This window comes from Sinomicrobium soli, assembly GCF_003285545.1.
GTDB lineage: Bacteria > Bacteroidota > Bacteroidia > Flavobacteriales > Flavobacteriaceae > Sinomicrobium.
Genome location: NZ_QLNV01000005.1, coordinates 125,956 through 142,261, shown reverse-complemented (window position 1 = coordinate 142,261; position 16,306 = coordinate 125,956). Strand labels below are relative to the sequence as shown.

The window sequence follows — 16,306 nt, the reverse complement described above, 5'->3', positions numbered from 1 at the left end:
TAGAACTATGAGCATCACTAAACATATTGTTATTTTATCCTTACTGACCCTTTTTTCATGGAGCGGACTGGCCCAGCAGGAAAGCATACAGTTCGAAGCCAAGGTCAGCAAGGAGACCCTGGGGGTCAACGAAAGGCTCCGGGTAGAGTTTACCATGAACAAGGACGGGGACAACTTTACTCCCCCGGCCTTCGACGGTTTTACCGTGGTCATGGGGCCCAACCAGTCGGTCAGCCATTCCTGGGTCAACGGAAAGAGAAGTTTTTCCAAGACCTACTCCTACGTACTGGCCCCTATAAGCCAGGGTAAGTTTACCATAAAGCAGGCGACCATAGAAATTGACGGAAACGTATACAAAACCCTGCCGGTGACCGTAGACGTCACGGCATCTGTGCCTCAGAATGATGAAAACGGCACTCCTGCCGGCCTTACGGAAGGCAAACTGTATCTGGTTGCCGAACTCTCCAAGGCCAGTCCTTATCTCAACGAAGCTGTTACGCTGGTGTACAAACTCTATATAAGCCCGGACACCAATGTTTCCGACTTTCGCGCCCTGGACAATCCCAGTTACAACAATTTCTGGAGCCAGGAAATAGACATTACCCGCTACGAGATGAAGAACGGCACCTACAAGGGCAAGCCTTACCGTTATGTCGTACTGAAACAGGTAGTCCTCTATCCGCAAAAAGAGGGGAAACTGACCCTGGCCCCGCTGTCTCTTGACGTGACCATAGATGTTCCTACCAATAAAAGAGATTTTTTCGGCAGGCGGATGTATACGCAGGCCCATAAAACTGTTTCTGCCGGCAACAGGACCCTGGAAGTAAAACCCCTTCCCGAAAACGGAAAGCCTGCCGGATTCAGCGGTGCCGTCGGCCAGTTCGACTTTAATGTCACCGCTTCCAAAAATACGCTGAAGGCCTCCGAATCCTTCCAGATGAAGGTCGAGGTCCGTGGAAAAGGAAATTTCAAGCTTTTTTCCCTGCCCAAGGTAGAACTCCCCGGTTCCATGGAAGTATACACTCCCGAATTCAAGGAAAATGTATCCACATCACTCCCGGGTATGTCCGGAAGCGTTTCGGACAATTATACGGTAGTTCCGCAGTTTAAGGGACAGTATACGGTGCCCGAGGTGTCGTTCGCCTATTTCGATCCGCAAAGCGGAAGCTATAAGACCCTTACCTCGGAAGCAAAGGCAGTCCACGTCACCGAAGGTCCCCTTCCTTCCGCCTCCGCCCCAGCAGAGAGCGGTACTGCCAGGCAACAGGTACTGGCTACCGGAAGCCAGTTCAGGTTTATCAAACTGTCTCCGGCCCTGGTAAGCACAACGAGAGAAGACTTCTTCCTCTCCGGCCTGTTTTACATATTGCTCTTACTTCCCTTCCTGCTTATCCCGATGGCCATAATGATCGTTAAGAAAAAGCAGAAAATCGCAGCCGACGTAGAGGGCAACAAGATAAGAAAGGCCAACAGGCTGGCCAGGAAATACCTGTCTGCCGCCAAAAAGGCCCTGGGCAGCAAAGAGGAATTCTATATCGCTCTCGAAAGGGCACTACACAATTACCTCAAGGCAAAAATTCATATTGAGACCTCCGAATTCAGCAAGGAAAAGATCACCGAAATACTCCGGGAAAAGGGAGTGGACAATGAGAACATAGACGGGTTTATCGGTTTGCTGCAAAGTTGTGAACTGGCGCGATACACCCCCGCATCGGAAGTAGCCATGCAACAGGATTACGACAAGGCGGCAACGGTAATCTCCAAAATGGACAAACAGATCTAAAGCAAACGGGATGACGACTGGAAAAACAAATGATACCCCGGGTTTTTACCCCATACGAGACCTCGTAACAAAGGGCATTGCCATATTGGCCCTGCTTGTTCATTTCCCCGGGCCCGGATTTGCACAGGACAAATCTCCCGACACCTTATTCGACGAGGCCACTGCGCTTTACAATGAAGGGGAATACGAAGAAGCCGCAGAAAATTACCAGACCATTCTCGAAGCCGGAAAGCATTCCGCTTCCCTTTACTACAATCTCGGAAACACGTATTACAAACTCGGCAGTATCCCGGAAAGTATCTATTACTACGAAAAGGCTTTGCTGCTCTCACCCGACGACCGGGATATCAGGAACAACCTCGCCTTTGCCCGGAACAGGACCATAGATGTCATCGAAACCCTCCCGAAATCGGGTTTTGCAAAATTTACGGAGCGCCTCATACACCGTTTTCACTACAACTCCTGGGGTATCGTGGCCATTGTATCTGCTTTTATTGCCGCCCTGCTGTTCCTGTTGTATTACTACAAGTATTCTCCCCTTCAGAAGAGAATTTTTTTCGTGGCCAGCATCATTGTGACCATTGCCATGTTTATCAGCATTTATATAGCCTATGCGCAATACCACGAGATCACCCATACCCGGCATGCCATTGTTTTTGCGAAAGAAATCACCGTACGTTCAGAACCCAATGACCGCAGCGAAAACATCTTCGAGCTCCATGCAGGCACCAAGGTACAGGTACTGGAAACACTCAATCACTGGAAACACATACAACTGGCCGACGGCAAGACCGGATGGTTGCCTGCCGACAGCGTCAGGGAATTGTGACCCCCTCAATCCCTTTTCCCTGCCATGAGAGGCTGTGTCTCCCCAATGCCGCCCCGTTCGTGGGGCTCTATGTGAATAAGAATATGTTCGGTATCGGGCATTTCCTCCTGTAAGGCATCCTTGAGGTCGTGGGCGAGCTTATGCCCTTCTCTCACGGTGATCTCTGCATTGACTATGGCGTGCAGGTCTATATGATACTTCATCCCCGTTTTCCGGACATAGCATTTTTCGGTACCTATTATCCCTTCCACATTTCCGGCTATTTCCCGAACCCTTCTTATACGCCCTTCGTACAGTTGTTCGTCCATGACCTCTCCCAGTGCAGGGCGGAAAATAAGATAGCTGTTGTAGATAATGAACCCGGAAGCCAGCAATGCCGCCCAATCATCTGCAGATTCGTATCCCTTCCCGAGAAAAAGTGCAACGGAAATACCCAGGAATGCCGCCACGGAAGTAATGGCATCACTCCTGTGATGCCAGGCATCCGCCCTGAGCGAACTGCTTCCCGTATCACGGCTCCTGCGCATCACTATACGATAGGATATTTCCTTCCACAGGATGATCCCTCCCAGCACGACCAGGGTAAAGGGCCTTGGCAATTCGTGAGGCCGCCCTATATTCTTAATACTTTCGTAAGCGATAAAGGTGGCGGAGATCACCAGGAAGCCAACGACGACAAATGTAAGCAGGGGCTCGGCCTTGCCGTGCCCGTAAGGGTGATTCTCATCTGCCGGCCTGTTTGCATATTTCAGCCCCAGTAAAACCAATAAAGAGGAGAAGACGTCGGTAGTCGACTCTATGGCATCGGCAACAAGGGCGTGGGAATTACCGATTACGCCGCTGACCCCCTTGATCAAGGCGAGTACGGCATTGCTCACTATACTGAAAAAAACAGCTTTAACGGCAGTCTTTTCTCTGGTCATTCCTGTTTCGTTTTTTACAAATTTACAATATCTGCCCCGGATACACCGTCATAAACGCATGCTTTACTCCCTAAAGTAAGATGGCCTTTTCGCTAACCGGTTTTATAAATCCAGGAAGGTATCTTATGGTGCCCTACAGGAAGGAATTCCAGGAAAGCATTATTAATCTCATAAAAACCCCTGTAATATTTTGAAAAATTCAAAAAAATATACCTGGGCAACCCAATTTTAATTTTTCCTTAACAAACAATAAAGAATTACTTGTAATTTTGCATACGTTAAACAAGACAACAGTTTTTGCATTGATACTAAACAGGTCTACATATAAAAGCGTTGCCATTTCCCTGGTCATCATCTTCGGGGTATTTATAATTACCCCTACCGTGGTTACCCTGATCGAAAAGGACGCAGATGTTTCCCTCTTCTATTCCGCTGCGGAAGAAGAGAGCAAGGAAACCATCAAGATCGTAGACGACCGTATTGCCAAAAGCATGTACGACACCCCTTTTCTGGCATCATTCATATCGGGAAAAGGCACTATGGTATACATAGAGAACCTTCACGCTTCCTGCCTTGCAGACAAATTCTGTCCGCCCCCTGAATTTTCTTAAATCTTTCCGGGAAACGCCTGGATTTTTGTTTCCGTGATCTTTTTTACGGTTTATTCTCCGTCATCCAGGGATATTCCATGCCATGTCGACAATTATTGCCATGTGCGGGAATTATCCCGAAACGACCGGTAAAACGCCGTAAAGAAACGGGCAACGATCTGACAGACCCGTTACCTCTCCTTCATTTGCTCATATAAACACTGTCGTATCGCGACATAAGGCCCGTGCTGCTCCGGAAGGAATAGCCTGAGCGGTATTTCGCAAATACGATGTTCCGTTGTGATGAGCCGGAGGAATCCATTACATGCTTCGGGTTTTCTGCAAGCATCACATTACCGTTTCACTTTAAAAATACTTTCATGAGAGAGAAGATATCGTTATTCGCAAATCTGAAATCGGATTTTGCGGCAGGGCTTGTAGTTTTTCTTGTCGCTTTACCACTATGTCTTGGCATTGCCATGGCATCGGGCGCCCCCCTGTTTTCCGGAATTCTTTCCGGTATTGTGGGAGGTATTGTCGTGGGTTACCTCAGCCAGTCGCACGTAAGTGTTTCCGGTCCTGCAGCCGGGCTTACGGCTATCGTACTCGTGGCCATCACCGACCTCGGAGCATTTGAAGTTTTCCTGACCGCCGTAGTTCTGGCGGGGCTTATACAGATTGTCCTCGGATTCATACAGGCAGGAACCATTTCCAATTATTTCCCTTCCAATGTTATCGAAGGAATGCTTGCCGGGATCGGGGCCATCATATTCCTCAAACAGGTTCCCAAAGCATTGGGGTCTGACGTGGAAATAGGGTCGGGACTGGCCATATTTACAGACCTTATCGCTTCCTTCGGCGATGTGAAACCCGGGGTTATCATCATCACGGCCGTTTCACTGGCCATCCTGATCGCCTGGGAAAAAATAAGCGCCCTCAAAAAACTGAAACTGTTACCCGGGGCACTGGTAGCCGTTATTGCCGGAACGCTGCTCAATGAACTATTCATCCTTTCGGGAAGTGATCTTGCCGCGACCTCCAACTACCTCGTAAGCCTGCCGGTGCCCACCTCGGTAGAGGAATTCCAGGGAATGATATCCCTGCCCAGTTTCGGTGCCATTACCAATCCCGATGTCTGGATCGCCGCCATTACCATTGCCGTGGTAGCCTCTATAGAATCGTTGCTCAACCTCGAAGCCTCCATACGTATCGATCCTTTCAAGAGGTATGCCAGTGCCAACAGGGAGCTCAAGGCCCAGGGTATAGGAAACATGGTCTGTGGCCTGATAGGCGGACTTCCCCTCACTACGGTTATTGTCAGGACATCGACCAACATCAATGCCGGGGGAAAAAGCAAGATGTCGGCCATTATACACGGTATACTGCTGGTGGCCTGTGTGCTTTCCATTCCCTTGATCCTGAATAAGATACCTCTTGCTACGCTTGCCGCCGTACTGTTGCTTATCGGTTATAAACTGGCCAAACCCGCAGTCTTCAAGCACTTCTGGGAAAAAGGAAAATACCAGTTTATCCCGTTTATCGTCACCTTTATTGCCGTAGTCTTTGCAGACCTGCTGAAAGGGGTGGCCCTGGGAATGATCATCAGTATCCTGTTTATCCTGAGAGGGAACATCAAGAGAGCCTATTTTTTCCGGAAGGAAGAATATGAAAGCGGCGACCTGATCCGTATCGACCTGGCCCAGGAAGTGTCTTTCCTGAACAAAGCGGCGATAAAACTCACCCTTAACCACCTTCCGGAAAATTCCAGGGTCGTTATCGATGCCTCCGATACGGTATACATCGCCCACGACATATTGTCTCTCATACAGGAATTCAAGGAATTTACCGCCCCCGAAAAGGGCATCGAGGTGGTCCTTACCGGGTTTAAGGATGCATACCGGATAGATAATGATACCAAAGACGATTCGCTGAACAGGGTGATCGTGGAACACGATATCTCATCTTCAGCAATAAAGAACGGCAGCACCTCACACAAAGAAGTAATTTCAGAATTGATCAATGACAAATAACAAAGTATCCTGTCATACTTTCAAAACATATAACGATTATACACCTATGAAAGCACATACCGCAGAAACCCAGTCTACAGTAACTCCTGCAAGGGCACTGGATTTTCTCAAGGAAGGCAACCAGCGATTTATCAGGAACCTCAGGGCGAACCGCGACCTGCTCAGCCAGGTCAACGATACCAAAAACGGACAGTTTCCCTTTGCCGTTATCCTGAGCTGTATTGACAGCCGTACTTCGGCCGAACTCATTTTCGACCAGGGGCTCGGCGATATATTCAGTGCCCGTGTAGCCGGTAATATCATCAACGAGGATATCCTGGGCAGCATGGAATACTCCTGTAAAGTAGCGGGCTCAAAACTGATTGTAGTCCTCGGCCACAGCAAATGCGGGGCTGTAACCAGCGCCTGTAAGGGCGTGCAAATGGGCAATATCACTGCCCTGCTCAGCAAGATGCAGGATTCTGTTGACGAGGTCAGCAGGGAAAAGCCCGGAACAGATACCGGTTCTCCTGAATTTGTAGAGGCCGTCGCACATCACAATGTGATACATACCATGGATGAAATACTAAAACGCAGTGCCGTTCTCAAGGAGATGTTCGAAGCCGGGGAGATCGGTATTGCCGGAGGGTATTACGACGTAGAATCAGGGGAAGTGGAATTCGTCAAGGAAATACTGCACGACTGATCCGTTTTCCGCACATATACAGTAACCGTCCCGGAAAAAACCGGGGCGGTTTTTTTGTTTCAGCCCGGGATCGTCCTGTAACGGCTATTTTCCGACAACTGCTATACGTATGTTGCCGATATAAATCCTGGAGTGTTCATTGCCATCGGAGGCAAAATAGAAATATTTTTTCGATTCGGAATCAACCATCTCGGTATCGAGCACCTTGTATTTATTGGCAAAGACCCGCATACGGCTTCCGGTGACCTGTACCTGTATTCGCATGACATCATTTGCAAAATACGACATGGGAAAATCCATCTCACTGCTTTTCCGGTTGCTCCCCACTTCTTTGCTCGTAAAGTTCAGCTTGCCGAACTGGTATGAGAGATCGGCGTTTACAGGGTTCTGGTCGGCCAGGTAATAGTGTTTGCTCACTCCCTTGTTGTAGTCGAACCCGAAGGCGGGAGTTCCCAGGTCCTTGTAATTATCGGCCCGGGTAAGCATGTCGAATTCCAGGGTAAAGTTCTCCGGCATGGGCATCAGGTCCTTGATCTTATAGGTGTTTTCCGGATATACCCTGAGCCACTTTCCCGGCACACCGGGCAGGGTTTCCACAGCTCCTGTTCCGTTGCTCGTCCACCTGGAGGCCATATTGCCTTCCACGTCCTCCGAAAAGTCATCCTGAAAGACAATTTCCGCCCCGGGAACAAAATCATAAACTGTTTTCGGAAGGTTCCGGAAGGGGTCGCCGGACCGTTCCTCTCCCGTATGGTCTTCCCCGGCCGTGTCATCATTCCCCAACACCCCGTCTACCTGCCTGTCTACGACTTCCTCTGCTTTCTTCTCCAGCTTTTTCTTCAGTTTTTTCAAAAGCTGTGCTTCAGAAGGTACCGGGTGTAATGCAAAACAAGTAAAAGTCAATGCCATTAAGTACCACTTTTTCATATTATAAGAGTTTAAAATTTTGGATCATAAATTTAAAAAATTAATCCTTACAAAGTAGGAATTATACACCGAATTTCCTACACCTCTCTATAATATACAAGGGCTACAGAAAAAACCAGGTCGTTGTCACCTGCTTGGCCTTCGCTATTCCTTTCCCTCCGTTGTACCCGGAATATGGATACCGGCTTCCCTGCTCTCTCTCAGCACATAAAAGAACACGGTTTCCCCCAGCTCCCTTACCGGGCCGTACAATACCGAGTTTCGCTTCTTCTGGGCGCTCACAAAACTCATCACATTGTCCGTAGCTTCGAAAAAAATAATAATGGCCCCGAGTATCACCACTATTTTCAGGCCGCCAAACACCCCTCCCAAAATACGGTTGAGCAGTCCCAGGGCGGCAAAATCCGCTATTTTTGTCAATAATTTTCCCGCGAGGGACACCGCGATGATTACTCCGCAGAAAATGAGTATAAAAGCTGCCAGGTTTATATATCGCTCTTCCCAGTCCAGGTATGCTGCCAGATAGTCCCCCAGTTCGTAGGCAAAGTGGATGGCACAGTATATTCCGAGCACCAGGGCCACCAGCGATGCAATTTCCACAAAAAGCCCCTTGTAGAGCCCCCGGACCACACCAAAAACCATCAGTACACCTATAGTGATATCTATATAGTTCATACTTTCTGTTAATACGACCAAATATATGCAAATAAAGTATGATTTTAGAGGTTATGGAAGAACTCAGGACGAGTTCTATTCGTAACTTTGCCCCTTTAAGACCTTAAATATGTCCAGAGACGAAAAATTAAAAGAGCGATGGAATATCCTGGTTCACAGGCTATCAGACAAGTTTGCTGACGGAGATACGCTCGATCTCGACGCGATCATTTATCTTATAGGGGTACAGGAACTCGGGCAACTGAAAAGAAAATTCAGGAAAGACGACAAGATAAACCTGATGCACATTGCTATCTGCAGGCTCCTGGAACCTTATGGCTATTACGAATTTGATTTTGTAGATACCGACGGATGGCCCCATTACAGAACCAGGGAGCAGTTACCCCACCTCAAGGCCGGAGAGCAGTCTGTGCTGATGAAAGAAGCTATTGTAAACTATTTTATAGAGAAAGAATTTATTGAATAATCAAAAAAAGGTAAATTTGCCCCTGAACCCGTCTTAAAAACAACAAACAGCTCCATGACAGAGAAGATAAAGGAACACATAGCCCTTGTAGGACAATTTAACTCTGACAATGCTTCGGAAATAGAAGCCTTCCGAATCAAATACCTCGGTAAAAAAGGCATTTTGAACGACTTTTTTGCCGAATTCAAGAGTGTTCCCAACGAACAGAAAAAGGAGTTCGGACAGGTGGTCAACCAACTTAAGGTTGCTGCCCAGGACAAGGTAAACCAGCTGAAGGAAGCCCTGGAGAACAGCGCCTCGGCAGCACATATTTACGGCGACCTTACCCGGCCGGCCGCTACTGCCCCTATAGGGGCCAGGCACCCCATATCCATTGTCAAGAACCAGATCATAGATATCTTTTCCCGGATTGGTTTTAACGTATCTGAAGGGCCTGAAATAGAGGACGACTGGCATAATTTTACCGCGCTTAACCTGCCGGAATATCACCCGGCGAGGGATATGCAGGACACTTTCTTTATCCAGACCGACCCCGACATTCTCCTGCGTACCCATACTTCATCGGTACAGGTGCGTTATATGGAGGAAAACAAGCCCCCGATCCGGACCATCTCACCCGGACGGGTATACCGGAACGAAGCTATCTCGGCAAGGTCTCACTGCTTTTTTCACCAGTTGGAAGGTTTGTATATAGACAAGGGTGTTTCTTTTGCCGATCTCAAGCAGACCCTTCAGTATTTTACCACCGAAATGTTCGGGAAATCACGGATAAGGCTCCGCCCATCATACTTCCCCTTTACCGAACCGAGTGCCGAAGTGGATGTGTACTGGGGGCTGGAAACAGAAACCGACCACAAGATGACCAAGGGTACGGGATGGCTGGAGATCATGGGATGTGGTATGGTAGACCCCAACGTATTGCAGAACTGCGGGATAGACCCCAAGGAATACTCCGGTTTTGCTTTTGGTATGGGTATCGACCGTATCGCCCTGCTGTTGCACCAGATCCCGGATATCAGGATGCTCAGTGAGAACGATATCCGCTTCCTGGACCAGTTCAAATCGGCTTTATAGGGCCAGGCCGGCAGCTACATTCTGTAAATCCAGTCTTCGGGGTTGAGCCTGTTGGCATCGCGGTACAGGAAAAACTTCAGTTCGGTCTTTCCGGAGGAGGGGCTGGTAAAGATCTCTCCCAGTTCGGCCTTGGCAGAGACTTTCTGTCCTTTTTTAACGTATATCCTTCCGAGGTTGTAATAGGTAGAGATATAGTTACCGTGCCTTACCTGAACCGCCTTGTTGGCCCCGGGAACCGCTATGATGGCAGATACCTCCCCGTTAAATACCGCCCTGGCCTTTTCTCCTCTATCGGTAGCGATGATAACCCCGTTGTTAAAGTTCTTCACCGCCGGGTAAACAGGATCGGAATACTCTCCGTAACCTTTGCTTTTAACCCCTTTGGCTACCGGCCATATCAGTTTTCCCTTGTTGGCCGCAAAGTTATTGGCTATGACCTTGGCTTCCGGGGTAAGGGCAAAGGTAACATTGCTCGTACTCTTCCCTGCCTTCTTATTGGACTCTGCTATGGCTTCGCGGATCAGCCGTTCTATCTGGCGGTCGATAGCCCTGGTTTCCTCCTGTTTTTTATTGATCTGGGAGGTATACTGTGATTCCTTTTTTCGGATGCTCGCTATCAGTGTCTGCTGCTCCCTGCGCTCCTTTTCAAGAGCGGTCTGCTCTTTCTTGTTTTCGGCCACGAGATTTTCCTTTTCCTTGCGCTGTACGATAAGGGCCTTGTTGAGATCCTGCAGTTCAATGGTTTTCTCCTTAATGGACTCTCCCTGTTCCTTCCGGTAATCGGCATACTGCTTCATGTACTGCAGCCTCTTGTACGCCTGAAAGAAATCCTGTGAAGACAGCAGGAACATCAGCCTGTTCTGCCTCGATTTACTCCTGTAGCTCTGGCGGACGGTTTCGGCATAATTCTCTTTCAGGGCCTCCAGTTCTTCCCGGAGGTCCCCTATCTTTTTCATATTGTTGTTGACCTGGCGGTTGAGCAGGTTCGCCTGCCGGTTGGTCACCCGGATAAGTTCCTGTCGGACCCTGATCTTCTGGTTGAGGTCTTCTACCTCCGTAACGACGTTCTGCCGCTCTTTCTGCTGTTTCGACAGCATGGAATTGATCTGCCTGATCTCCTCCTGCAGACGGGCCCTTTTCGCCTCCAGCTCCTTCTGTTCGTCACTCTGCCCGTACATAGGGGAAAACGACAGCACCAGCACCATCATTAAAAGCAAGTGTTCTATTCTTCGGGTCACCATGTATAACGCTGTTTACAACTCATCTTCGAGTTTTATCTCCCTGTATCCCTTCGGAATACTATAGGGAAAACTGACTTTACGATTCAGCTCCATATTCCTGTATGCTATCCGGATGCTGGTCTCCCTGTCGTTTTCCTGCGCAAGAATATCGATCTCTTCCGGGAAAACGACACCGGCCACTTCCTGATATTTTTTATATTCGATGCTCAACGCCCTGTTTGCCGACCGATCTGTCAGTAACTGCTTTCCCATGCGAAAATGAGCAGGTTCTATGCGAAAGAGCGCCTTGAAAAGCTGCATCTGATCTTCGGGCATGAGCTGGTATGTATTCTCCACTACGGCCGAGGTATAGGTTCCGGAAGTAAGATCGAGCATCGCCTGTCCTAAAAGCATGTCCTGTATTTTCCCGAAATTGAGCTCGGTGCCCAGCAAATGGCTCAGGTAAGAAAAATCCCCGTCAAAATAGGTGTTGTCCAGCTTGTTGTAAAAACTCGCCCTGTCCGGAGTGATATATACCTTGACCAGGCTCATTGTGGCACTTAACCAGATCGCCTCGTCTTTCCGGATGCGGAAGCTGAGATTTACACCCTGCGAAATATCCCCGTTACTGTAGTCTACCTTCATTCTTCCCGTCACGGTTTTAAAATCGGGGGCATTCCTGTAGTGCCTCTTTATGACCTGCCTTGCAGAAAGGTCTCTTACGGCCTCTCCTCCCGTCACGGTATTCGCCGTTTTACACGAATGCAGCGTCATGAATACTACAGGCAACAGCAGGCCTATTTTACGTAAATGTCTCATATAGTTCAAAAACCTGTTACAGAACTCGTCTGGAGTTCATACTTTGGTGCCGGGCACAGGTCAGTTTCTGATTTTCCCGGCATATTCTTCTGCTTTCCGGTCATTGCCCAGCGAATTATAGGCTATGACAAATTCCCGGTATATATCATTTTCCAGCTGGCGGTCGTCAATCAGGTAGTCCAGGGCAGCCTGCAGGACCTCCAGGGCCTCCCCGTGCTTCTTAAGCCTGTTGAGCGCCGTGGCCTTGTGATAATAGAGGGCAGGCTGGGCAGGAAAATCTTCCAGGGCCCTTTCGGCCAGGGCCAGCACTTCCCCAAAATTAAAAATCTTTTTATATTCGCCGATCCTGCGGTACGTCTCCTCCAGGTTGTCCTTACTTTCAGAAACCCCGCCTTCCGCAGCGGTATCTTTCACGGTCTCCTCCCCGGTTTTTATCACAGTTCCCGGGTTCATACGTGTTTCCATCCACAGTTGCTGCCGTTCCCTGAGTTCCGACCTGCCCAGTTCGGCATTGAGTTCTTTTATGAGAAGCAGGGCATCTTCATAGCGCCCGGCATCCATAAAGATCCGGACCAGGTTCTCCTTATACTGGCTATCGGAACGGGCAAGCCGCTCCCCCACGGCAACAGCCTTATCTATTTCTCCCTGTAATTCATAAAGACCGAAAAGGGCATCGAGGTACCACAATTCGGCTTTTTTTTCTACGGCATGTAACAAATGGGCTTCAGCACGATCGTATTGCCGGAGTTTTATATAGACCCGGCCCAATTCATAATCCACCACTTCGTTACCGGCATCCAGCTTTTTACAGCGAAGCAGTTCTTCAGCCGCCCGCTGGTAATTTTCTATCCCCTTTTGTTTCAAGGCCTCAAAAAAATGCTCCTGGAAATCGTCGGTGTACTCCTCGGTAGTCACATCAGCACTTTCCATGGCCAGGGCAGGTTCCTGCCCCCATGCAGGAAAAAAGGCGACTGTTGCAATCCATATCGTGAAAACCTTCCGTCTCATTTCATCAAAGTTATGGATTCTCTTCAAACCCTGCATGACCCACGTCACAAATTTATCTCCGGACCGTACTTTATTCGAGAACGGAGTAATCTCCGATGCTCACACTGGTAAAAGTACCGTCGAACCTGGCATGATTGCCGATCATGGCATTGTCCAGCTTCACATTCCGCAGCGTAGCACTGGTCTGGACCAGGCTGTTCCTTATCTCTGCATTCTCTATCACGCAGCCTTCCCCCAACGACACAAAAGGGCCTATCTTTGCATTTTTCAGCACTACATTTTCTCCTATGTAGCAGGGCGGTATGATCTCGGAATTTTCCAGTGATACGGAATCCGACACCAGCAATTCATGCCCTTCTTCATGCAAAAAGCCCAGCATACGGGTATTGGTCTCTACGGTAACCTCCTTGTTCCCGCAGTCCATCCACTCCCCGACTTTCCCGGGTACAAATTTCATGCCTTTCCGCATCATTCCTTTTATACCGTCGTTGATCTGGTATTCTCCGCCATGTACAATATTGTTGTCTATAACCTTCTGCAATTCTTCACGTAATACGGCACCATCCTTAAAATAGTAGATCCCTATCACCGCAAGGTCGGAAACAAATACTTCGGGTTTTTCCACCAGGCCCGAAATCCGGTCTCCGTCCAGTTCCACCACACCGTAAGCTTCGGGATTGGCGACCTGCTTTACCCAGATCACACTATCGGCACTTTCGTCGAGGGTGAAATCGGCTTTGAACAGGGTGTCTGCATAAGCGATGACACAGGGACCGGAGAGGGAATCTGCCGCACACATAATGGCGTGTCCCGTACCCAGCGGTTTGTCCTGGTAGCAGATGGTTCCCTTTGCCCCGAGATTGCCGGCAATGGAAAGCAGCTTTTCCTCGATGTCCTTTCCGAAATCGTCTTTAATAATAAAAGCCACTTCTTCGATATCCTGCTTTAACACCCCTGCAATATCTTCCACCAGCCGTTGAACAATAGGTTTTCCCGCGATGGGGATCAGGGGTTTCGGAACAGTAAGGGTGTGTGGGCGGAGCCGGGAGCCTCGGCCTGCCATCGGTACAATTATTTTCATTGTGTGTTGTGTTTTCAAGCCGGAAAAGCAGAAATTCACGAAAGCTTTTCATATGCCTTCGCAATGCAACCTTCCCGGTATTATTATCATTTTCGTTCGTTCCTGTTTATAAATCCGGACCTACAGGCCCGGCATGCTTTTATTTCACGCCTGTGCTGCCGAAACCGCCTGTCCCCCGGTCTGTACCGGAAAGTTCTTCCGCCACTTCCCACTCCGCTCTTTCGTGCCGGGCGATGACAAGCTGGGCTATACGCTCGCCGTCTTCTATCACAAAATCGGCATCCGACAGGTTTACCAGGATAACCCTGACCTCACCCCTGTAATCGGCATCTATCGTTCCGGGGGCATTGAGTACGGTAATTCCCTTTTTCAGCGCCAGCCCGCTTCGCGGCCGTACCTGGGCCTCATACCCTGCAGGAAGTTCCAGGAAAAGTCCCGTAGGGATCAGTGCCCTCTGCAGGGGTTTCAGCCTTACCGGTGTTTCGAGATTTGCTCTCAGGTCCATACCGGCAGAAGCTTCGGTTTCATAATGGGGTAACGAATGTTTGGAGTTATTAATTATTTTTACAGTCATTTTTTTATGTGTTTTTAACAATTTCCGTACCAGGAGGTGCAAATTCTTCCTGCGTATCGTTGCTCTTCCCGGGCCTCAGTGTTTACGGGAGGAGAAGAATACTTTTTTTAACTGCTGTCTTTCCAGGTAAAAAACCATCGCTAAAAATACGAAAAGTAGCCCCGATCCTATTAAAAAATTACCCGGAAAAACATAAAAGGACAACAGGGAAAAACCGACAGAGACCAAAAGATAGGACAGGATTTTCCCGAGATTATAGGGTATGGGGTAATACTTTTGTCCCAGCATATAGGAAAGTACCATCATGCCCGCATAGGCCACAAGGGTGGCAATGGCCGACCCCCGGTAGCTGATTACCGGGATAAGGACCATGTTCAGCACCAGGGTAAGCAGGGCCCCGAAAACGGAGATATAAGCCCCGAAACGGGTGCGGTCGGTCACTTTATACCAGACCGAGAGATTATGGTATATGCCGAGGCACAGATTGGCCAGTATGATCAGGGGAACGATATCCAGCCCCTCGTAATAGACGGGTTTACGGAGAATAAAAACCTTGAGGATATCGATAAACACAATAACACCCAGAAGGATACACGCCCCGAAGATCACAAAGTACTGCGTGATCAGGGCATAGGTTTCCGGGGCGTTCCTTTCTTTGGCATAACTGAAAAAGAAAGGTTCTACGCCCAGGCGGAAGGCCGTGGCGTAAAGCGTCATGAAAACCGCCAGTTTATAACAGGCCGAATAGATCCCTACTTCTCCCCGGGCGATGGATTCCGGCAGCAGCTGGTCGAGCAGTATCTTGTCCAGGGCTTCATTCACGGTATAGGCCATCCCCGCAATAAGTACCGGCCAGGCATAACGCATCATCCGTCGCCACAGTTCGCCGTCGAAATGCCAGCTGATCCTGAAATAGGCAGGCAGCAGTGCGAGCAACGTAAGTCCGCTGGCGACCAGGTTCGAGATAAATATATAGGCGATCTGGAAGTCTTCGACATATATCCGCGACCACAGCCCCCCCGGGGCATCCTGACCGGCCAGCCGGGGAAGCACAACCAGGAAAAACACATTGAGCCCGAGGTTTACCGCTACATTCCCCAGTTTTATATAAGTATATACCAGCGGTTTCTGGAGCGCCCTGAGCCTTGCAAAAGGGATAATCACAAACGCATCCAGGGCCAGTATCCAGATCGTATAGACAATATACTCCGTGCCTATGTCTGCCCAATGCGCCAGCCGGTCACTAAACGACAGGGCGACAAGAAGAAACAATATCGTGGAAATCAGGATGGAAATGGTGGAAGTACTTTCTACTTTTCTCTTGTCACTTTCCTGGTTATAGAAGCGGAAAAAGGCCGTTTCCATACCATAGGCCAGGATCACATTAAAGATCAGTATCCAGGTAAAGACAATACTGACCTCCCCGTATTCCTTCTCATCGGGCAATAACTGCGTGTACAGGGGCACCAGGATAAAACTGAGCATCCTGGGCAATACCGTAGCCAACCCGTAAATAAACGTATGTTTGAAAAGTTTCTGAAGCGCACCCAAGGGTTTACAGATTTACAGGGTAAAAGTATAGAAAACTAACGACTTTGCCTAACCGTGTGCAAGCCTGAAAC

16 protein-coding genes are annotated in these 16,306 nt (G+C 48.9%); 7 read left to right on the top strand and 9 right to left on the bottom strand.

Annotated features, from left to right (window positions below):
- Window positions 1-7: 7 nt before the first annotated feature.
- On the top strand, window positions 8-1,783 hold the full coding sequence (locus DN748_RS08065) for a BatD family protein (protein WP_112371278.1): 1,776 nt from the start codon (window positions 8-10) through the stop codon (window positions 1,781-1,783).
- Window positions 1,784-1,793: 10 nt separating this feature from the next.
- Window positions 1,794-2,612: a tetratricopeptide repeat protein gene (locus DN748_RS08060; protein WP_112371277.1), complete on the top strand. Its 819-nt coding sequence runs from the start codon at window positions 1,794-1,796 to the stop codon at window positions 2,610-2,612.
- A gap of 5 nt (window positions 2,613-2,617) precedes the next feature.
- Here DN748_RS08060 and DN748_RS08055 read toward each other — a convergent pair whose 3' ends face one another.
- Window positions 2,618-3,535, bottom strand: a complete 918-nt coding sequence (locus DN748_RS08055; protein ID WP_112371276.1) for a cation diffusion facilitator family transporter — start codon at window positions 3,533-3,535, stop codon at window positions 2,618-2,620.
- Window positions 3,536-3,837: 302 nt separating this feature from the next.
- On the opposite strand from DN748_RS08055, the gene DN748_RS08050 reads away from it, so the two are divergent.
- The 3 genes from DN748_RS08050 to DN748_RS08040 all read left to right on the top strand — a co-directional run bounded on the left by DN748_RS08050 (window position 3,838) and on the right by DN748_RS08040 (window position 6,840).
- A complete protein-coding gene (locus DN748_RS08050) occupies window positions 3,838-4,146 on the top strand; it encodes a hypothetical protein (protein WP_112371275.1) in 309 nt (102 codons plus the stop codon).
- Between the two features lie 359 nt (window positions 4,147-4,505).
- Window positions 4,506-6,155, top strand: a complete 1,650-nt coding sequence (locus DN748_RS08045; RefSeq protein ID WP_112371274.1) for a SulP family inorganic anion transporter — start codon at window positions 4,506-4,508, stop codon at window positions 6,153-6,155.
- Window positions 6,156-6,201: 46 nt separating this feature from the next.
- Window positions 6,202-6,840 carry a carbonic anhydrase family protein gene (locus tag DN748_RS08040; RefSeq protein WP_112371273.1) on the top strand — a complete coding sequence of 213 codons (639 nt, stop codon included), beginning with the start codon at window positions 6,202-6,204 and terminating at the stop codon, window positions 6,838-6,840.
- 84 nt (window positions 6,841-6,924) lie between these two features.
- On the opposite strand, the gene DN748_RS08035 is transcribed toward DN748_RS08040, so the two are convergent.
- Complete coding sequence (locus DN748_RS08035; protein ID WP_146746574.1) at window positions 6,925-7,767, bottom strand: hypothetical protein; 843 nt, start codon at window positions 7,765-7,767, stop codon at window positions 6,925-6,927.
- Between the two features lie 144 nt (window positions 7,768-7,911).
- A complete protein-coding gene (locus tag DN748_RS08030; protein WP_112371271.1) occupies window positions 7,912-8,442 on the bottom strand; it encodes a CvpA family protein in 531 nt (176 codons plus the stop codon).
- A gap of 109 nt (window positions 8,443-8,551) precedes the next feature.
- On the opposite strand from DN748_RS08030, the gene DN748_RS08025 reads away from it, so the two are divergent.
- Together DN748_RS08025 and pheS are read left to right on the top strand one after the other, a co-directional pair.
- Window positions 8,552-8,908, top strand: coding sequence for a hypothetical protein (locus DN748_RS08025; RefSeq protein WP_112371270.1), 357 nt, complete (start codon window positions 8,552-8,554; stop codon window positions 8,906-8,908).
- 54 nt (window positions 8,909-8,962) lie between these two features.
- Window positions 8,963-9,982, top strand: a complete 1,020-nt coding sequence (gene pheS, locus DN748_RS08020; RefSeq protein WP_112371269.1) for a phenylalanine--tRNA ligase subunit alpha — start codon at window positions 8,963-8,965, stop codon at window positions 9,980-9,982.
- Between the two features lie 14 nt (window positions 9,983-9,996).
- Here pheS and DN748_RS08015 read toward each other — a convergent pair whose 3' ends face one another.
- The 6 genes from DN748_RS08015 to DN748_RS07990 form a co-directional block, all read right to left on the bottom strand.
- Window positions 9,997-11,223, bottom strand: a complete 1,227-nt coding sequence (locus DN748_RS08015) for a murein hydrolase activator EnvC family protein (RefSeq protein ID WP_112371268.1) — start codon at window positions 11,221-11,223, stop codon at window positions 9,997-9,999.
- Between the two features lie 12 nt (window positions 11,224-11,235).
- Window positions 11,236-12,021, bottom strand: coding sequence for a DUF4292 domain-containing protein (locus DN748_RS08010; protein ID WP_112371267.1), 786 nt, complete (start codon window positions 12,019-12,021; stop codon window positions 11,236-11,238).
- A gap of 60 nt (window positions 12,022-12,081) precedes the next feature.
- Window positions 12,082-13,029: a tetratricopeptide repeat protein gene (locus tag DN748_RS08005; protein WP_146746573.1), complete on the bottom strand. Its 948-nt coding sequence runs from the start codon at window positions 13,027-13,029 to the stop codon at window positions 12,082-12,084.
- A gap of 70 nt (window positions 13,030-13,099) precedes the next feature.
- Window positions 13,100-14,110 (bottom strand): sugar nucleotidyltransferase, encoded by a 1,011-nt coding sequence (locus DN748_RS08000; protein WP_112371265.1) that lies wholly within the window; start codon window positions 14,108-14,110, stop codon window positions 13,100-13,102.
- Window positions 14,111-14,249: 139 nt separating this feature from the next.
- On the bottom strand, window positions 14,250-14,684 hold the full coding sequence (dut, locus tag DN748_RS07995) for a dUTP diphosphatase (RefSeq protein ID WP_112371264.1): 435 nt from the start codon (window positions 14,682-14,684) through the stop codon (window positions 14,250-14,252).
- A gap of 75 nt (window positions 14,685-14,759) precedes the next feature.
- Entirely contained in the window at window positions 14,760-16,235 is a 1,476-nt protein-coding gene (locus DN748_RS07990; RefSeq protein WP_112371263.1) for an oligosaccharide flippase family protein, read from the bottom strand.
- Window positions 16,236-16,306 lie beyond the last annotated feature (71 nt).